Genomic DNA, 17,534 nt, shown 5'->3' on the forward strand with positions numbered 1-17,534 from the left:
TTTCCGCGTCCCATGTTCTGGCACCAATTATGGTTTACGCTCTCACATCCTTCGGCCTATTCTCACTCCGGGAGGGCAAGATCATGTCGAATGATCGCGTATACCGCGTGCGGCTCGATGACGATCTCGATCAGCCGCTCCATCGGATCTTTCCGGTCTGGCGCTTCGAAGAGCTGTGCCGATCGAAACAATTGACGATGGTGCAGCCAACCATGTGGATCGATCCGCGCGAAGATCCTTGCGCCCAGTTCATGCTCACACCCGACTTGGCCGCCGGTTTCCAGAAGCCGCAACGCCAGCTCGCCGACTATCTGTCCGCATGCTGGGCACAATGCTGGTCGAGCGAGGCCGAGTCCGACGTGCTGCTGCGTGCCTATTCCCGGGTCGAACTCGATCCGGATAGCCGGCGAAACAAGACGCCGGACGAGGAAGGTATTCGCGTGACCACGACGGCCCGGCGCATGCTGGCCGCGATGACCGAATGGGCAGCCGAATATCCCGACGATCATTTCTATCTTGCCGGCGTCGACTATGAGCCGGAGGACAGGTTTGCTCAGGGGCTCGTCAATCGCCTCTCGCGACCCGAAGGACCGCTCTATTTCAGCACTGCCGATGGCCGGGCGGAATCGCTGTGCACGAAGCGCGCCCGGTTCAGTGACGAAAAGGAAGTCCGCCTGCTGTGCATTGGGACAGGCAAGCTCGGTACGGGCGACAAGATTCGCCACTTTCCTATCGACCCCAACAAGCTCGTAACCGAAGTCGCCTTCGACCCCCGGCTCCTGACCTTCGAGCAGCGCGAGCGCGCAGGAAAGCTGCAGTCAATCGGATATGAAGGGCGGATTATCGAAGATCCGGCTTATATGGGAGTGTTCAACCTGATCCCGATGAAGAATGATTGGCCGGATCCGCGGTAGAAATACCGTTCTGCTTCACCGCGAAATCCCGAGCGCTTCGCCCTCGGCAATATAATCGCGATAGGCGAAATTGATGAGGTCGCGGACCAGCTCGAGCAGCCCCGCGGCCGGCAATCCCTCGAACGGATCGCCATGCGCAAGCGCGTTGCGTCGCTGTGCAAGCGTCGGGCGGACATCGCCGAACAGCTGGCCGATCGCCGTTCCACCGGAGCGCACGACCATCGGAATGTCGGCATCGGTCAGTTTCTCGACATCGACGAGATGCTTCAGCAATTCGGCGAAGCCCGGTTTCCGGTCAACGCCGCGCGCGGTTTTGGCCGATTTTCCAATATTCTTCTTCCGCTTCAGGTCACGGACGACACCCCCGAGGCGATCGGTCAGCGCCAGTTCGAGCGCCACCAGAGCCGCGAGTTCGCCCGCCTTGATCAGACCGAAATCGATCCAGCCGAGCAGATAGAGAGTCTGCGCCCGCGCGAACTTGGCAGCAACGATGTCGGGAATGAGAGGGTGGATAGCGAGAGCGCCGATAAAGCGGCGCCATTCGTCCGGATCGCCGAATTCCATGAAGGCCATAGGCTGGCCGTCGGCGGGCCAGGCCAGAAGGAGCGGCATATCCCGGGGCGGCAGATCGATATACGTCAACGTCATGACCGTTCCCCTTTCCAGTTTCGCGCCCGACCACGCTCAGCGCTGCTGAACGAAAGTCACTACCTGTCCGATCGGTGGGCGCGGCATTGATAGGTCGGATTCGACGCCGGGCCGATTGGCAATGTAGCGACCAGGGTCATAGACAAAGGCGAACAGCCGCTCGCAATCGGGATGATTGGCGTAGAGGACGAAATCGTCCGCCAACTCCTTGCGCAACCTGACCGCATCATAGCCGTCCCGGGTCATCTTGAATTCGATAATGATCTTGCGATCCTTGAGCAGACAGTCGGCGCGGGCCGAACCGCCCGCGGTGCTAGGCGTCGTCTCTTCGGGGCGGATGTCGGCAAACTCGACCCGCAGCAGCGCCTGGAAGAGATATTGCACGTCATATTCGTCGTTCATTTCGAGCGGCGGGCGCCCCTTCCTTCGCTTCGAAAGTTCGGCCACCACTTCGGGAAAACGCGCCGCGACCCTTTTCAAAACGTCCATATCGTCCGCCAGCGCGGGCGTTACGGCGCTGGTTCGAGCGCCGCGCATCAGAGCCGCGACCGCCTCGTCGACACCAAAACGGCATTTTTCCAATTCGCGATACACCATACCAACGGTTGGCGCCGGCGTCCGTCCTTCGGCGACGGCCGTTTCATGATGCGATTTCAGGCGTTGCGCATAGTCTTCGATCCCCTCGCGGAACTGCTGCAAGGCGCGCAGCAGATCCGCACCTGAAGCGAAATAGCCCGGGATGGTGAAATCGAGAAACTGGGCGTCGGTCTCATGATAGAGGAACATCGCGGCATCATGGGCATCATGGGCGTCATTGCCCCTGCCCCATCCCTTGTTGGGCGCAGATTCTCTCATCAGCTCGGCCCATTCGGCCGTATTGGCGCGCATGAATTCGCGCAGATATTGCGCAGCTTTCTTCGTCGCTTTCAGCGAGGTCATATATTGCCGCCTCCTTCGACACCGGCCTGGAGCGCGTCGAGACCGATATCGAGATTGATCGGATTGCGCGAAAGCGCCGTAGCGGCGGCGCCCTCCCCGACGATCCGTTTAATAGCGCCCTTCCAGCGATCATTTTCCCTGAGACTGGTCCTCTGGACTTTCAGCCTATCGCAGCCATCGATGCTGCGGATCGCGGTCTTGACGCTCTCGAAGAGCGATTGTGGCATCCAAGGGCTGACCGTGATGGTCTTGATCCAGCTACGCTTGATCGGGACGTAATGGACCGGAGCGTTCAAATCGCTGCACTCGTACAGCAGCCGGAATTCGAGTTCGTCACGGAAGGCGTAGCGCTTGAGAAACGGAATATCGAACACGTCGATTGTGCGGGCCGCCGCCATTCTCTCCAGGGTGCGATATTCCACATCGTTCCAGACGTAGCAGGGGTCGTTCCTCAGGCTGCGCAGAAGCGCTTGCTTGTCGATATTCACCCGCATGCCTTCGAGGCCACCGGAAAAAACACGCCAATGGTGGAATGTCTCGGGCGCCTGCGTGAAACACATTGCGAAGATTTTCTCGACGCCGCGGGCCTGCCGATAGGCCTCGACATAGGCGGTGTCGTTCCTGTCGTCCCAGGTTGCCGGACTGAGCAATGTCAGCCGCCGTTCGACCAGCATGTCGAGCACGGCGGCGAGGCTCGTAAAACGTTTGAGGGTGGTATTGCTTGGCTCGGTCAACATATCCTCCGGACTATTCTATCTCTTACCCTGCATTTTCTGTCTCGTTTGCGCCTGGATCGGTGAAACCGTGCTCCGAAACAAACAATATTGCAGGGAACCTTGATGGCTACGGACGATTGAGCCGTGCGTATAGAGGGCCTTCGACCTCCCGCATCTTTTTCGCCAACCCGGGCCGCTCCCTCCCGCACCGGGATGATCGCAATGAGCAGGGCACACCGCGGCTAAAGATTTTTTGCTGAACGGTTCATCGAAATTGAGATGGTCAGACGCGCGCAATCGGCGCAAGGCACGGTGAACGGATCGACGGATTCGTGGGGACGGAGGACGTACGGGCCAACGGGGATAGGGAATGGACGGCAGGGCAGAGCTATTCATCGCGGAAGAACGCGAGGATCTCGACATGATCGCGGCGCGTAGCGCGGGCATCTGGATCGGGCTTGCTCTCGACGACACCGCACATGCCGCACTTCGCCGCGACGGTCTCGATCCCGCCGCGCTGCGGCTCGCGGGTCTCCATCCGGTCGAATTTGCGCGTGCGCGCGACGGCGGACTGCAGGTCATCGCCCATGCGAACGACAATGATACAGCAGAAGTGCTGCTTGATCTGTTCCGCATCTATTTCCTGCGGCGCCTGCTCGCCTGATCGCGAGCCGGTCAGTCCTCCTCACTAATGTCCCGCCGCAGGATCCGACGATAGCCACCCGTCGCCATGGAGCGCGCCGCGCGGATCAGACGCCGAACCCGCGAACGCAGCGAGTTCTGACGACAAGCGCCAGTCCACGGATATCCGGTCGGAACCGAACAGCCCGACCGCGATGTCGTGCTGCGACGCGCCCGCGCTCAGCGCATCATGCACTCTCAAAACGTCTATCAGCCGTTCGATGCGGTGCTCGGCCGGGAAAAGCGCCGGAAGAAACCGGCCAGTGCGAAAGAGACCGGCGAGCCGTCGGACCGGCAAAAGCTGCTCCTCGGTGGACTGGCCGATGACCCCGACCAGCGCGTAACGAAGCTGCACGGGATGCCCTGCGACAAGGCTTCCCGCCTCGACATCGATCCGGATGCGACGATAACCGTCCGAGAGGACGGCATGTTCACGGCCCCCGGAATCAACGGCAACGGCGAGCCAGCGGCCGAAACATCGCGGGTCGAACCGATCGCCATGATGGGCCGCCGCCGGGAGCGCAGTGACGCGTAATATACTGCCGTCGATGCTCGCATCCCAGATCAGGCGGGCTTCGGGGGACGCGCGGGCCGGATCCTCGGCGAAAATGCAAGCCCCAGATCAACGGATCGGCCTGGCCTCCGTGATCGCGGGTCGCCTTGCTGGCGGAGGTGTACCAGGCGACATAAGCGGGATCGCGCCGCAGCCATTCCCACAGAAGCCCGGCGCGATCGATGCCGCGCAGCCTCCGATAGGGCGCGGGATCACGCCAGTCGGGCGGAAGCACCGGCGGCGCCAATCAAGCTGCTCCACCATCGCACGGGCGACCGGACAAACGTCTTAAACGCATGGAGTTGCCTAATGATATCAGATGGCTATGATCCCACTTCGTTCTGGCGTCCGGACTCGGCGGATACGAAAATCGCTTTGCGGGTCCGGATGAACAGGAAAGGACGGTCGCGAGGACACCGGCGGCTTGAGACGCTGCCTCCGATCGAAACGGCGCATGAGAGACATGCGTGCCGAAATCGAGTGGTTCCTCAACGCTATCGCGCTTGTCAGCGATACCGGTGCGCTCGCGATGCTCCTCGCCGAAATGACCAAGCGGATGCGGTTTGCGCATTTCGCCCTGACCCATCACGCCAATATTCTCGATGCACCGCATACCATCATCCGGCTGCACGATTATCCCGAGCCATGGGTCGATTATTTCGACAAGAATCGCCTCGGCCAGTCGGACCCCGTTCACCGCGCGAGCCACCGCACGAGCGCCGGATTTCCGTGGAATCGCGTGCCGCACCTCATCCAGATGACGCCCGGCGACCATCAGCTTCTCGATACCGCCCGCGATCACGGGCTTGTCGATGGCTTCACCGTGCCCGCCAATATCGTTGGCGAGGCCACCGGGTCGTGCAGTTTCGCGATCGGCCCTGGCGATGAGCTGCCGACCGATACGCTGCAATTGGCCCAGCTCGTTGGAATTGCCGCTTTCGAAGCGTCGCGGCGGATATGGCTCGCCGGCTCGAAGCCGCCGGGACCGCGGCCCCGGCTCACCGATCGCCAGCGCGACTGCCTCATCTGGGCCGCGCGCGGCAAGACCGCGTGGGAAAGCTCGCGCATCCTCGGGATCAGTGAAGAGACGGTGGTTCGTCATCTCAAGCAGGCCCGGGATCGATATGGGGTCGAGAAACAGACATCCTTGCTGATCCGTGCCCTGTTCGATGGAATAATCTGCTTCGCCGACATCTTCCGGCGTTGATATGCCCATTTCTGGGAATGGCGCGGTCGCCTGGTCGCGGCGACCCTCTTGCGCACACGCAAGATGGGAGTTCCCGAGATGCTGCACCTGGTCGAACCCGATTGTTCCGCGAAGGAAGGCGACGTGCTGCGCGCGATGTTCGTGGCAAGGAAACAGGTCTTCGTCGACCTGCTCCGCTGGGACGTGCCCGTTCTCGGCGGCCGATACGAGATCGACCAGTTCGACGACGAGCATGCCACCTATCTGGTCGTGACGGATAGGGAGGGCGGGCATCTCGCCTCGGCGCGGCTCCTGCCCACGACGCGGCCGCATATCCTGGCCGATCTCTATGCGTCGCTCTGCGATGGCGAGGTTCCGCGCGGTCCCGACATCTTCGAGGTGACCCGCTTCTGCCTCGATCGCCGCATCGATGCCGCCACGAGGCGTTTCGCGCGCGACCGGCTGGTCACCGCCATCGCCGATTTCGGGCTGGCACAGGGCATCGGCCTCTACACGGGCGTCGCCGAACTGGGCTGGTTGCAGCAGGTCCTTGCCTTCGGCTGGCGCTGCTATCCGCTTGGCGTCCCGCACAGGATCGAAGGGCGGACGCTGGGCGCGCTCGCGATCGCAATCGATCGCGACACCCCGGCCTTGCTTGCGCGCGCGGGCATCTGCCGTGCGCCGCTCGAGGAGCGGGAGCCGCACCATGCCATATGAGGTCCTGCAGCGAGCAGAAACCGGCGAGCCCGACTGGTCCGCGCGGCTCGCTCGGGACGGCTATTGCATCATCCCCGATGCGATATCCGCCCGGTTGGCGCATTGTATCGACGAGGACCTTGCGGCGGCGTTCGAGGCGACACCCTTCTGCCAGGGCGGGTTTTACGGATCGCACACCAAGCGGTTCGGACGATTGCTCTCGCGATCCCCGTTCGCCGAAGAATTCGTCCGGCATCCGCTCATCCTCGGCATCGTCAGGGGAATTTTGGGCCGGTGGTGCGACACGGTCCAGCTCAACCTCACCCAGGCGATCGCGCTTCATCCCGGCGCGCTCCCCCAACTCCCGCATCGCGATCAGGATATGTGGCGCGGAACGCCCGGTGAAACCGAATATCTGGTCAATGTGATGTGGCCTTTCACCGACTATCGAGCCGACAATGGCGCAACGCTGATCTGGCCGCGAACGCACGGACCGGCCGCGCTTGGGGCCGAGCCCGAAGGCGCGCCCCTCGTAGCCGAGATGCAGGCCGGCTCGGCGCTCGTCTTTCTCGGCTCGACACTACATGGCGCAGGCGGCAACGACAGCGCCGAGGTTCGCCGCGGCATGATCGTCAGCTATTGCCTCGGATGGCTCAAACCCTATGAAAATCAATGGCTCGCCTACCCGCCGGCCATCGCCCGGCAATTCGATCCCGAACTGGCCGCTCTGGTCGGCTATTGTCAGCATCGCCCCAATCTGGGCAATTTCGAGGGACAATGCCCCTCGATCCTGCTCCGGGACGGCATTCCCGACCGGATCGGCGCTATCGATGCGCTCCGTCCCGACCAGGAGATATTGGTCGAAGCCTATGTCGCCGATCAGCGGCGGCAGGCATGAATGCCGGCGTGACCTCCGAGCGCGTATATGATGCGCTCAAGCTACGGTTGCTGTCGGGCGAGATCCTTCCGGGCACACGGCTGGAGCCCGCGACGTTCGCAGAATTGCTTGTCAGCAGCGTGACGCCCGTCCGCGACGCGCTCCACCGGCTGGCCGGCGAGCATATCGTCGAGATGCGCCCCACCGAGGGCTTCCAGCTTCCCTTCGTGACCGAGCCGGGACTGCGCGATCTTCTCGCATGGAATGCCGATCTGCTGCACCTCGCCTTGCGCCACTGGTCAAATGCCGAGCCGCCGCAGCGCGAGGATCTGGTCTTCACCGACTATGCCGGCGGTCTGCGCGTCCTGTTCGCCGCGATCGCCGGGCGATCGGGCAATGTCGAGCTCGGCCGTCATATCGAGGCGGCAAGCGACCGGCTTACCGCTGCACGCAACGCCGAGAGCCGGCAGCTCCCCGACCCGGCCGGCGAGCTGACCGAACTGGCGGCCGTCCTTATCGAGGGCGATGCCAGAGCGATCGGCCGGCGGATCGCCGCCCATCACCGCCTATGCGCGAAGTTCGTGCCGGCCACCGTTCGGGCAATATATGAAGCGTGCTGAGGTCCGGCATATATCCAGAATATATTCGACATATAAATTCAGTATAAATTTCGGATAGTTGCCGGGCGATCCTAATCTCCCATCTGCCGCAATTCCGCGGCATCGAGGAGAAGCCTCATGGATCGTGAAGAACTGATCGATCTCGGCGCGGCAAGCGTCGAGACGCAGGGCCCCGATGGTCAGCAGCTCGAGCTGTCGGTCATCGGCAAGCCGTTCGGCATCGACAACGAAGACTGAGCCGATGGGCGGGCGGGCTCCGGTCCGCCCGCCAACGGTGTCCTTGCGATGGAGCGGTTCAGCCTTCGGCCCGGAATATCCCATCACAGCTTCGGCGATGGCGCGATCGTGCTGGACATCCACCGCGATCGCTATTGGCGCGTCGGGCGCGGAGCGGCTTTTGTGCTCGACTGGATATGCGGGACCAGAGCGGGCGCGGCCCATCCCGACGCGATCGAACAGCTTTGCCGACTTGGGCTGATCGAGCGATCGCGCGAAGCCGCGGAACCCCGGCGGCCCGCCCTGCCACGCGGACGCAGCAGCGCCATCGAGCAACCGGACCGGCGCGACCGGGTGCGCCTCGCGGACCTCGCCGAAGTGGCGGCCTTGCTGGTCGCGGCCCGCCACACGGTCCGGCGGGCGGGCATAAGAAAGGTGGTCGACGAGGTGCGCCATGCGCGCGCAAGAAGATGCCCTGCCCTGGGCGATCTCGACCTGCTGGCCCGGCGATTTCACGCGAGCCGCGGCCTGCTCCCGCTAACTGCCAAATGCCTGCCCGATACCCTCGCCTTCGTCCGATATGCCGCGCGACGCGGGCATTTTCCCGATTTCGTCTTCGGCGTCGTGCCGGTCCCGTTCGCCGCGCACTGCTGGTCGCAGAGCGGCGACAGGGTCCTCAACGATGCGGTCGGGCACACACGCGCATTCGCGCCCATTTTGATCCTGTGATCGAACCGCGCTACCTCGCCGTCCTGGATCCCCTCGGAACCGGCGCCGCCGGAAGACTGGCTGCGCGAGCCGGCTCGCCGCCGCTGGCCCCCGCATATCGAGGCGCTCACATGACGGTGCTGACGGGAGACGGGACACCCGTCCTTCCCGGCAATGGCTCGGGACTCCTGATCGGCCGCCTGTTCGCGAAGGCAGGCAGCCATGAGATCGAAGCCCTGCCAGCCTCGATCTTCGTGAGTGATGGGCGGCCGCTGATCGACGACTATTGGGGCGACTATCTTTGCCTGTGCGAGCCGTCCGCCGGACCCGAGCTCCGCGCGATCCGCGCGCCGTCGGGGACCTTGCATGCCTATCGCATCCGTCATGGTCCCGTGACGTATCTGACGTCCGATATCGAGATCGCGCTCGACTATGGGCTTGTCCGCCCCGCCATCGACTGGCCGTTCGTCGCCCATCATCTCGCATTCCTGCACCTGCGGTCCGCGGCGACCGGTCTCGCCGGCGTCGACGAGATCATGCCGGGCGAAGTCCTTCGGCTCGACGGCGCGACCGCATCGACGCACAGCCTCTGGACGCCATGGCGCTTTGCCGCGCCGGAACGGCGTATCACCATGATGGAGGAGGCGACCAGGCTCGTCTCGCGCGCGGTACGGCAGGCGATCGAAGCCCTCATCCGCCCCGCCGACAGGGTCTTGCTCGAACTGTCGGGCGGCCTCGAATTCATCGATCATCGCCGCCGCCCTGTCCGAAGCCCGCCGGGAGATCGTCGCGCTCAACCTCGCCACCCCCGATCCCGGCGGCGACGAACGGGACTATGCGCGCGCCATCGCGGGCCATTGTGCGATCGCGCTCCACGAAGCGCAGGTCGAAGAGGCGATCGATCTGACCGATGACGTTCCTTCGTTGACGGTACGGCCGGGCCTGCCCGCCATGTTGCGTTCGGCGGACATGCTGTTCGAGAATCTCGCGAAAGAAGCGAATGCGACGGCCTATGTCAGCGGCACCGGCGGCGACTGCGTTTTCTGCTCGCTCAGCAGCGCCGTCCCCGCCACCGATTATCTGAGGTCGCATGGGCCGCGCCCAGCCCTTGCCGCCATCGTGCGCGACATCGCTCTCGTTCACTGCACCAACGCCTGGCACGTGACGCGGCTGATGCTCAAGCAGCTCCGCCGTCGAAAACCGGAGCTTCCATGGGCGCGCAATAGCCGGTTTCTGGATACGGGCCGTCTGCCGGAAACGCCGCCCCGGCACCCGTGGCTCGATGAACCGGATCACGCCTTGCCCGGCACCCGCGCGCATGTCCGCGCGATCATCGCGGCGAACGCGCATCTTGACGGCTATGCGCGGCAGCAAACCGCTCCGTCGCTCTATCCGCTCCTCGCCCAGCCCGTCGTCGAAGCCTGTCTGGCGATCCCGACATGGCTCTGGGTGCGGGGCGGCCATGACCGGGCCGTCGCCCGCAATGCCTTCGGGCAATCGCTGCCCGAGGCAATCGTCACGCGCCGCACAAAAGGCTCGATGGATGCCTTTTGCGCGCGCATTTTCGACAAAAACCGCGATCGGCTCACGTCATTCCTGCTCGACGGAGTCCTCGCCGATGCCGGGCTGCTCGACCGGGCCATGATCGAAACCTATCTCACTCGCCCCTTCGGCAATCGGGACAGTCTCTTTTATCATCTGCTTCCGATCGCCGACACCGAGGCCTGGGCCCGCGGCGTGCGGGCTCGATCGTCATGATCTTGCCGCCGCCATGGCCTTCCATCGGCGATATTGATCGGCCTTGGCGGGGTCGGGATCGATATGGCCCTGCAGCCAGAAGCGGAACCAGTCGAGGTTGCGCTCATAGACCGCGCGCTTGTGCCGCGGCTGGTACATGATGTGGGTCTCGTAGGGAAAGGCCCAGAGCTCGACCGGTTTGCCCGCACGCCCGAGCCGCGCGGCGATCTCGACATTGCTGCGGAACTCGCGTTCAGGCAATTGCATCAGCAGCGGCGCCTGCAGCTTGTCGATCCTGTGCGTGGCCGCCAGCCTTTTCCAGCGAGCGCGATCGATATCGGGCGGTCCGATGTTCCAGACCTTCTTCAATATGTCGGGCACTTCGCGACCGGCGATCGCGTTGAACCAATAATAGGTTTCGGACAGGAGCGAGTTGCTGATCGAAATCGCCGACAGCCTCGACGAATGGGTTGCGATCCACATGGTGGTTTCGCCGCCGAAGCTCAGCCCGCCCATGCCGACACGGGCCGGATCGATCAGCCCTTGTGCCGCCAGCGTGTCGATCGCCGCACCGATACCGGCCTGCGCGATCTCATATTGGGCAACCTGATCGCCGAGCCCCGCCTTGGTCGGTACCCGGTTGGCGCACAGCACCGCAATGCCGGCATCGGCGAACTGGCGCAGGGGGAAGTCGTCGCCGATACCTCCGCGCAGATATCCGTCGCAGACATAATAGGTCACGAACAGCGGCGCGCCGCGCGGCCGGCCCCGCGGCAGCATCAACTGACCAGTGAAACCGCGGCCCGACGGGTCCGTCCAGCTCATCTGCTCGAACTGCAGCGTATCGGTGCGTTCGAGCCCGGCATTGGGCGATGCAAGGGTTTTCGTCTCGCCTGTATCGAGGTCGATCCGCACGAGCCGGGGCGGCATGTTCGCCGAAGCGGCAACGCAGAAAGCGGCCGACGCATCGACCGCGCATCCGCGCCGGTCGTCGCGTCCGCCATTGAAACGGCCGACCCCGCCGCCGATACGGCGAACCCGGCCGTCCGCGATAGTCCACAGATAGAGCGTCTGGTTGGTCGCAAGGTCGCTCACCCCGAACAGCACGCTGTCCTCGTTCCCGCGCCATGCCAGGCTGCGGATCAACTGCCTGCATTCGGACGCAGCGCAGAGACGCGGCGTGGTTTCTCCGGGACGCAGGACCGCGAGCACCGCATGGTCTTCTTCGCTCAGCGCATAAGCGGTGCCGCGACCGTCGCCCGAGGGTTCGGCGGCGAGGATATGGCGGTCGCCGAGCTTGTCGAAGGGTTTGACGCGCGTTTCGATCCGCGCCGCTTCCGATGCCGTCGCAGCCTCGATCGAGCCTGTTGCAAGATCGATGGTGCGATCGACGGGCGGCGTATCGGCAAGCAGGCCGCCATGCGCGAACCAGAAGCCGGTGATACGATCGGTCGCTAGACGCCCGTCGATCCGCGAGCCACGATACAGTTGGCGGGAGGGGTCGACGCGGGCGTCGACCAGCACCCCGTCATCATATTCCCGCCGCTCCGCCCTTGCGATGGCGTCGCGGGTCGCGCCGACCCGGTAGATCAGCTTCTGCGAATCCGGCGACAGCGCGAACGCGCGGATGTTCGCGGCATCGCTGGTCAGCGCCTCGGTGGATGATCCGTCGGCGCGGCTTCGCCAGACCTGAATCTCCTGATCACGAAGCGCACGATAGACGATCGCACGCGAATCCGCCGTCCAGACGGGCGGCTCGGCCGCGAAGGTTCCGTCGGGCCAATCCCCCTCGCCCGCGTCGGCGATGCGACGCGGTGGCGCACTGCCGTCGGTCGCCACGACATACCAGCCGAGATCGTGGGCATTGCGTTCGATCGAGGCGGTCTCGGCCCGATAGGCGACAAGTGTCCCGTCGGGCGAAACCGCCACGCTCGACAGGTCGGTCAACTCGATCATCTCGCGAATTGTCGGCGTCGCGGTGCCGCTGCCCGCCACCGCGACAAGCGCCGCCCAGCCCAGTCCCGCCATCACCATGACTTCACCAGTTGCACGGCAAGAAGACGCCCGACCGCGCTCGCGTTTTCCGGGTCGAAGCCGGATGCGGATGCCAGGGTTTGGATATTCACATAGGGCGGCCGTCGGTCGAATAAATTGGTCGCGCTCAGCGAAATGCGCGTCCCGGCCAACAGCCGATCGAGGTCATAGCTCAGATTCAGGTCGACGGTGGTCCAGCTCGATACCGCCTCGACCGGAACGACGCCATTATTCTTGTATCCGGCCGTGTGGTTGACGAAAGCCGCTGCGGACCAAGGCCCCCGCACCACGGCGAAACGTCCGCGCAGGCGCATGTCGACGGGATTGCCGATCGTCGAGAGGATATCGACCTTCGGAGACCCCGCCGTGATCTTCTGCTTGTTGCGCAGCAGCCAGGTCCCGCTGATACCGAACTCGAGCGAGCCGTTCGAACCGGCGTGCGTGTAGCCGAGGTCGAAGTCGAGCCCTTCGAGGTCGACCGACGAGAGGTTACGGGTCCGCCCGTCGATGATGGCGCGGACGTCGCCCGGCGCGATACCGAATGGATTGAAGAAATTCTCGTCGGTATAATATTTTGTGACATCCGCCGGCACCGGATTGTCGTTGATGAGTTCGCCGTAGACGCTCCGGTTGGACAGGAACGACAGATAATTGATGCCGGCGCTGCCGATGCGATCTCGATAGGCGATGTTGAAATATCCGAAGTCGAGACGCAGGCCCGGAATCTGATCGGGCGTCAGCGTCGCCCCGATCGTCCAGGTGCGCGCCCTTTCGGGCCCGAGATCGGGCGTGTTTCCAAACAGCGCGAGGACCGGCGTTCGCCCCGTCGGGGACGCCGGGTCCGGCACATAAAGAGGCGCGATAGAGGCGGTCCCCTTGCCGGTCCGAATGTCGAGGAAACCGGGCGCGCGGAAGGATCGCCCGTAATTTGCGCGAAGAGCCACGCCGCCGCCGGTTCGCCAGCTTAGCCCCAACCTCGGATTAAACGTCGTTCCGAAATCGCTGTAATGCTCGGCGCGTCCGGCCACGGATATGTCGAGCGCTTCGACGCCGCCAATGTTCATCTCGGGGCGAACGAGCGGCAACGCCAATTCGGCAAAGGCGGCCGCCACCGAACGGCCGATCGGAAAGCCGGCCGATCCGGCATCGACGGGCGTGGCCGTCGCATCATAATTCGTGCCTGTTCCATTATAGTGCTCACGCCTGAATTCCGCGCCGACGGCGAGATGGGCGACATCTCCGGGCAGGCGGATCAGGGGGCCGTCCGCCTTGAACGCAGCCGACCAGATGCGCGATTCACCGATGGTTTCATACCAACCGCGAACCTTCTCGATCGTTGCCCTCGGAGTGTGCGATCCGTCGCCGAAGAGATTATAGGCGGTTGCCGGATTGGTGTCCGACAGCGCTTGGGCCAGCCAGTAATAATTGGGTACGTTCGTCGTGAGCAGCTCGTCGCGCTGTTCGCCGTACGAACCGCCGAGACTGGCGCGCCATTCTCCCAGCGTCGCTTCGAGGCCGCCAACGCCGCTATAGGCGCGCGCGGAGGCGTGATTGGTCTTGATGCCCAGATCCCGTTCGAACGAATAGTTGACGATGACCGGCCTGCCCGTGCCGATCGGATCGACGTAAAAGGGATTGGTCGTCGGCACGGCGATATTGCCGCGGTTGCTCGGCGGCGTTCGAATGACGGACTGCCGATCGGCGAAAAAGCCTTGTGCGGTGAACCGGAGCCATGACCCCAGATCCTGGGACAAGGCACCGACGACCGAGTGCCGGTTCTGACGGGGAAGGATATCGCTGTTGGCGCGCCCATCGGCCTTGTTGGGCTGCCCGGCGCGCAATTGGTCCGCCGTCAGCCTCGTGCCATCCTGGTTCTCCGGAATGCCGAAGACCCGCCCGTCGGCGGCAACGATCGTCCCCGGATTGGCGAATGTCTTGCGATAATCGGGGCCGCCGAAAGCGCGCAGATCTTCGGTTGCAAAGTCGCGGTCCGCCGCCGCGAGATTGCCGCGGTGATAATGTTCATAGCCGAGCATCAGGCTTCCACTCGACCAGCCCAGGCCGGCGAGCTGACTGACCTGCCATTCGTCGAACCCGTCCGCCGAACCGAAGCGAGCCCGGCTCTCGGCACCCTTAAAGCGATTGCGGAGCCTGACATTGACCACACCGCCAACCGCGTCCGAACCGTAAATGGCGGAGGCGCCGTCGGCGAGGACTTCGATCCGCTCGATAGCCGAAGAGGGGATCAGCGAGAGATCGACGAATGTTCCCGAAACCCCGCCCAGCGCGATGCGATTGCCATCGACCAGCGTGAGGGTCGAGGTCGTTCCCAGCCCGCGCAGATTGACGCTCGAACCGAGTCCGAGATTTGCCCCGGCATTGTTGCGATCGGTGAAGCCTGTCGTCCCCTCGTTCGGGCCGCCGCCGAAATTCTGCGGCAGCGCCTGCACGATCTGCTGCGTCGTCGCATAGCCGCTCCGGTCAATATCGCCGCGGTCGATCGAGACGACGCGCGCCCCCGCGGGCGCGACGCCGCGAATGCGGCTACCGGTCACCACGATGGCGTCATCGCCCGATTGCGGCTCGGCGTCGGGCATGACCGCTGCCCGGCCACGCCGCACGACCAAACCCCGCCCCGCCGGTACTGCCGTCAGGCCGCTGTCGCGAAGGAGCTGCGCGACCGCTTCCTCGAAGCTGTAGAGCCCTTCGATGGCGGGCGCGCTTCGGCCCGCCACAAGCTCGGACGGCACGCCGATGTTGCGGCCGAACTGGGTCGCGATCACGCGCAGCGACACGTCGAGCCGCTGTTCGGGCAGGCGGAGCTGCTGCCGCACCTCCTCCCGGGCCAGAGCGGGCGCAGGCGCAAGCACCGCCGCCGATCCCATCAAGAAGAACAAGAAATCCCCGTTTCGCATCACAATCTCCCGATCGAGCGGACACCTGATGTGCCCCCTTCGACCGCTGAGACGCCGACGGCGAAATTAACCCTGTGACTTTTTCACTGACCCTGCCGTGCGGCTGTGCGCAGGACGATGCCTCCATCCGCGCCGGGCTTCACCTCGAGCCCGAAGCTGACTGCGAGCGCGTCCGCGAACCCTTCGGGATCGTCGCGCCGGAACGCGCCTGAAAGGCGCCGGGAGGCGGGTCCTTCGCCTTCCAGCCGGACCGGCCGCATACTCGTCCGGTTGAACATGGCGATCGCCTCTCCGAGCGGCATGTCGTCAAAGTCGATCATCGCGCCGGGCCAGGACAAAAGGCCAGCGCCTGCCCGCGACGGCAGACCTACTTCGCCATGATGCACCAGCAGTTGCTCCCCCGGAGCGAGGAAGCGCGATACACCCGCGGTCGGCTTCCTCGTATCGCGGTCGCGAACCTCGACGGATCCTCGCAGAAGAATGACACGGACGCCCTCGCCTTCGATTCCCACGTCGAAGATCGTACCATGCGCGACAACGCGACCATCGCCGGCGTCGACGGTAAAGGAACGAGCGGCATCATGCGCCACTTCGAACCGTGCGCGTCCGTGCAGGAGAACGAAGCGCCGCTCGTCCGCCGTGCTGAGATCGCTGAGCGCAGCCCCGCGATCGAGCGTAACGCGCGAACCATCGGACAGCCGGATCGTCCGGACAGTCCTGCCTGCCGCGAGCTCGACGGGTGCAGACGAATGGATGGTCGTCGGCCCGAGCCATCCCATCTGCTCGGCCATCAGGGCCCCAGAAAGCAATGTGAACGTCCCGATCCCGGCTGCCATCAGTGCGGCAGGCGGATATTTTCGCCGCGCCCGCGAAAGGTCGCGTACCCGGCCCACCGGGCTGTTGGCGAGAAACCGGCTCTCGTCCCAGGTTGCTTCCAGCCGCGCATAGTCGTCGGCATTGGCCGGCGACGCGCGCCAGTCCTCGAATGCGCCGCGCAGGGCGTCGGCATCGGGTCCTCGCATGACCGCGAACCACTCCGCCGCGCTGCGTCCGTTCTTTCCGCGCGCAGAATCCGTCATGGCTTCACGCGAGACTGATCGAGATAGGCGATGGCGCGCGTCATGTGCATTTCGACCGTTTTGATACTCAATCCCGTGCGGGCGGCAATTTCCGCATAGCTATAGCCATCGAGCCGATGCGCGAGAAATATTTCGCGAGTCCGCGGCTTGAGGCGCAGAAGCGCCTCTTCGAGGCGCCGTAATCGATCGCGCGCCTCAAGCGCCGCCCATTGATCGCCGGATCGAAGAGCCACCTCGTCCTCGGCCAGATGAAGGGTGGCCGAGCGCCGTTCGTCCCGCCGCGCATCGTCGCGAAGCATATTGTCGGCGGCCCGCCTCAGATAAGCACGCGGCGCCACGATTTCCTGCTGCTCCCCCTCGGTCAACCCCGCCAGCCGGCAAAAGACCCGCTGGACGACGTCCTGCGCCTGCTCGTCGCGCATCCGGCGGCGAATGAAGCGTAACAGCCCGTCATGATGCACACGATAGAGCCTGTCGAGGAAGGCGCCGCGCACCCGCAGCCGCCGGTCGTCAGGCGGCAGTGGATCCGACTCCGCGACGAGGGCGATGCCCGGACGATCGGGAGCGGGATTCAGGCGCATGAATGCACCTTGGGCACACGAACAGCGCGTCCCGGGTATCGATTGCGCTCCGGACGCGCGATCGGAAGGCCCAAAACCATGGGCAGCTCTCCGGTATGGAGGCCAGCCGGCATTGCCGATTGTCAGACGCCGGCCCGGAACATGCGCTGCCGCCTTTAACCGCCCGAGCGGCCTGGACATTCGCGGCTGCGGCCCGGAAACAAGATGCTCCGGCCCAATTTCCCGTTTGCGCGGCAATCTTGCCTCGTGCGTCCTTCGAGGAAGCGCACGGATGCAGCATAGATCGACGCCGCTGCATTGCAAGCCGATGTGAATCGACGGACGCCGGGTGACGAAACATGCTTGAGCATGTGCCAAGGCCTTTAGCCCGTCAGGGCCTGGACATACGCCTCGGCCACCCGGTCATCCCGGTTCGTCAATCATCGCACGGGCTC

The 17,534-nt window shown here is 64.2% G+C and carries 18 protein-coding genes and 1 pseudogene; 9 read left to right on the forward strand and 10 right to left on the reverse strand.

Annotation, left to right across the window (positions count from 1 at the left end; genetic code table 11):
- Positions 1–83 precede the first annotated feature (83 nt).
- Positions 84–914: a hypothetical protein gene (locus ACWNC0_RS14720; RefSeq protein WP_449472598.1), complete on the forward strand. Its 831-nt coding sequence runs from the start codon at positions 84–86 to the stop codon at positions 912–914.
- Between the two features lie 15 nt (positions 915–929).
- Here the strand turns inward: ACWNC0_RS14720 and ACWNC0_RS14725 are convergent, their stop codons facing one another.
- Genes ACWNC0_RS14725 through ACWNC0_RS14735 form a run of 3 tightly spaced genes read right to left on the reverse strand, consistent with a single transcriptional unit; the run spans position 930 to position 3,238 of the window.
- Positions 930–1,562: a hypothetical protein gene (locus tag ACWNC0_RS14725; protein WP_449472600.1), complete on the reverse strand. Its 633-nt coding sequence runs from the start codon at positions 1,560–1,562 to the stop codon at positions 930–932.
- A gap of 36 nt (positions 1,563–1,598) precedes the next feature.
- Positions 1,599–2,501, reverse strand: a complete 903-nt coding sequence (locus tag ACWNC0_RS14730; RefSeq protein WP_449472602.1) for a PD-(D/E)XK nuclease domain-containing protein — start codon at positions 2,499–2,501, stop codon at positions 1,599–1,601.
- Positions 2,498–3,238 (reverse strand): hypothetical protein, encoded by a 741-nt coding sequence (locus ACWNC0_RS14735; protein WP_449472604.1) that lies wholly within the window; start codon positions 3,236–3,238, stop codon positions 2,498–2,500. The genes ACWNC0_RS14730 and ACWNC0_RS14735 overlap by 4 nt, the downstream gene beginning before the upstream one ends.
- A gap of 349 nt (positions 3,239–3,587) precedes the next feature.
- On the opposite strand from ACWNC0_RS14735, the gene ACWNC0_RS14740 reads away from it, so the two are divergent.
- Positions 3,588–3,881 carry a hypothetical protein gene (locus ACWNC0_RS14740; protein WP_449472605.1) on the forward strand — a complete coding sequence of 98 codons (294 nt, stop codon included), beginning with the start codon at positions 3,588–3,590 and terminating at the stop codon, positions 3,879–3,881.
- 11 nt (positions 3,882–3,892) lie between these two features.
- Here the strand turns inward: ACWNC0_RS14740 and ACWNC0_RS14745 are convergent, their stop codons facing one another.
- The 3 genes and pseudogenes from ACWNC0_RS14745 to ACWNC0_RS14755 form a co-directional block, all read right to left on the reverse strand.
- Positions 3,893–3,991 carry a hypothetical protein gene (locus tag ACWNC0_RS14745; RefSeq protein ID WP_449474628.1) on the reverse strand — a complete coding sequence of 33 codons (99 nt, stop codon included), beginning with the start codon at positions 3,989–3,991 and terminating at the stop codon, positions 3,893–3,895.
- A 58-nt stretch (positions 3,992–4,049) separates the two neighbouring features.
- Positions 4,050–4,253 (reverse strand): annotated as a pseudogene (locus tag ACWNC0_RS14750) (hypothetical protein); the annotation flags it as partial.
- 91 nt (positions 4,254–4,344) lie between these two features.
- On the reverse strand, positions 4,345–4,686 hold the full coding sequence (locus ACWNC0_RS14755) for a transcriptional regulator domain-containing protein (RefSeq protein ID WP_449474629.1): 342 nt from the start codon (positions 4,684–4,686) through the stop codon (positions 4,345–4,347).
- Positions 4,687–4,905: 219 nt separating this feature from the next.
- On the opposite strand from ACWNC0_RS14755, the gene ACWNC0_RS14760 reads away from it, so the two are divergent.
- From ACWNC0_RS14760 to ACWNC0_RS14790, 7 genes are all read left to right on the forward strand, one after another.
- Positions 4,906–5,658, forward strand: coding sequence for a helix-turn-helix transcriptional regulator (locus ACWNC0_RS14760; RefSeq protein ID WP_449472607.1), 753 nt, complete (start codon positions 4,906–4,908; stop codon positions 5,656–5,658).
- A 78-nt stretch (positions 5,659–5,736) separates the two neighbouring features.
- Complete coding sequence (locus ACWNC0_RS14765) at positions 5,737–6,354, forward strand: acyl-homoserine-lactone synthase (protein ID WP_449472609.1); 618 nt, start codon at positions 5,737–5,739, stop codon at positions 6,352–6,354.
- The gene (locus ACWNC0_RS14770; protein WP_449472611.1) at positions 6,344–7,231 is read left to right on the forward strand and encodes a phytanoyl-CoA dioxygenase family protein; all 888 of its coding nucleotides are present in this window, start codon (positions 6,344–6,346) and stop codon (positions 7,229–7,231) included. The genes ACWNC0_RS14765 and ACWNC0_RS14770 overlap by 11 nt, the downstream gene beginning before the upstream one ends.
- A complete protein-coding gene (locus ACWNC0_RS14775; RefSeq protein ID WP_449472612.1) occupies positions 7,228–7,830 on the forward strand; it encodes a GntR family transcriptional regulator in 603 nt (200 codons plus the stop codon). Before ACWNC0_RS14770 ends, ACWNC0_RS14775 begins: the two co-directional genes overlap by 4 nt.
- A gap of 117 nt (positions 7,831–7,947) precedes the next feature.
- A complete protein-coding gene (locus ACWNC0_RS14780; RefSeq protein WP_449472614.1) occupies positions 7,948–8,067 on the forward strand; it encodes a benenodin family lasso peptide in 120 nt (39 codons plus the stop codon).
- A gap of 48 nt (positions 8,068–8,115) precedes the next feature.
- On the forward strand, positions 8,116–8,775 hold the full coding sequence (locus ACWNC0_RS14785; protein WP_449472615.1) for a lasso peptide biosynthesis B2 protein: 660 nt from the start codon (positions 8,116–8,118) through the stop codon (positions 8,773–8,775).
- Positions 8,776–9,537: 762 nt separating this feature from the next.
- Positions 9,538–10,512 (forward strand): asparagine synthase-related protein, encoded by a 975-nt coding sequence (locus tag ACWNC0_RS14790; RefSeq protein WP_449474630.1) that lies wholly within the window; start codon positions 9,538–9,540, stop codon positions 10,510–10,512.
- Here ACWNC0_RS14790 and ACWNC0_RS14795 read toward each other — a convergent pair.
- The 4 genes from ACWNC0_RS14795 to ACWNC0_RS14810 form a co-directional block, all read right to left on the reverse strand.
- Positions 10,507–12,525 carry an Atxe2 family lasso peptide isopeptidase gene (locus ACWNC0_RS14795; RefSeq protein ID WP_449472617.1) on the reverse strand — a complete coding sequence of 673 codons (2,019 nt, stop codon included), beginning with the start codon at positions 12,523–12,525 and terminating at the stop codon, positions 10,507–10,509. The genes ACWNC0_RS14790 and ACWNC0_RS14795 overlap by 6 nt on opposite strands.
- The gene (locus ACWNC0_RS14800; protein WP_449472619.1) at positions 12,519–15,440 is read right to left on the reverse strand and encodes a TonB-dependent receptor domain-containing protein; all 2,922 of its coding nucleotides are present in this window, start codon (positions 15,438–15,440) and stop codon (positions 12,519–12,521) included. Before ACWNC0_RS14800 ends, ACWNC0_RS14795 begins: the two co-directional genes overlap by 7 nt.
- An 83-nt stretch (positions 15,441–15,523) precedes the next feature.
- Positions 15,524–16,519 (reverse strand): FecR family protein, encoded by a 996-nt coding sequence (locus ACWNC0_RS14805; protein ID WP_449472621.1) that lies wholly within the window; start codon positions 16,517–16,519, stop codon positions 15,524–15,526.
- The gene (locus ACWNC0_RS14810; protein ID WP_449472623.1) at positions 16,516–17,100 is read right to left on the reverse strand and encodes an RNA polymerase sigma factor; all 585 of its coding nucleotides are present in this window, start codon (positions 17,098–17,100) and stop codon (positions 16,516–16,518) included. Before ACWNC0_RS14810 ends, ACWNC0_RS14805 begins: the two co-directional genes overlap by 4 nt.
- Between the last annotated feature and the right edge of the window lie 434 nt (positions 17,101–17,534).

The sequence above is a fragment of the Sphingobium chungangianum genome (genome assembly GCF_977014255.1).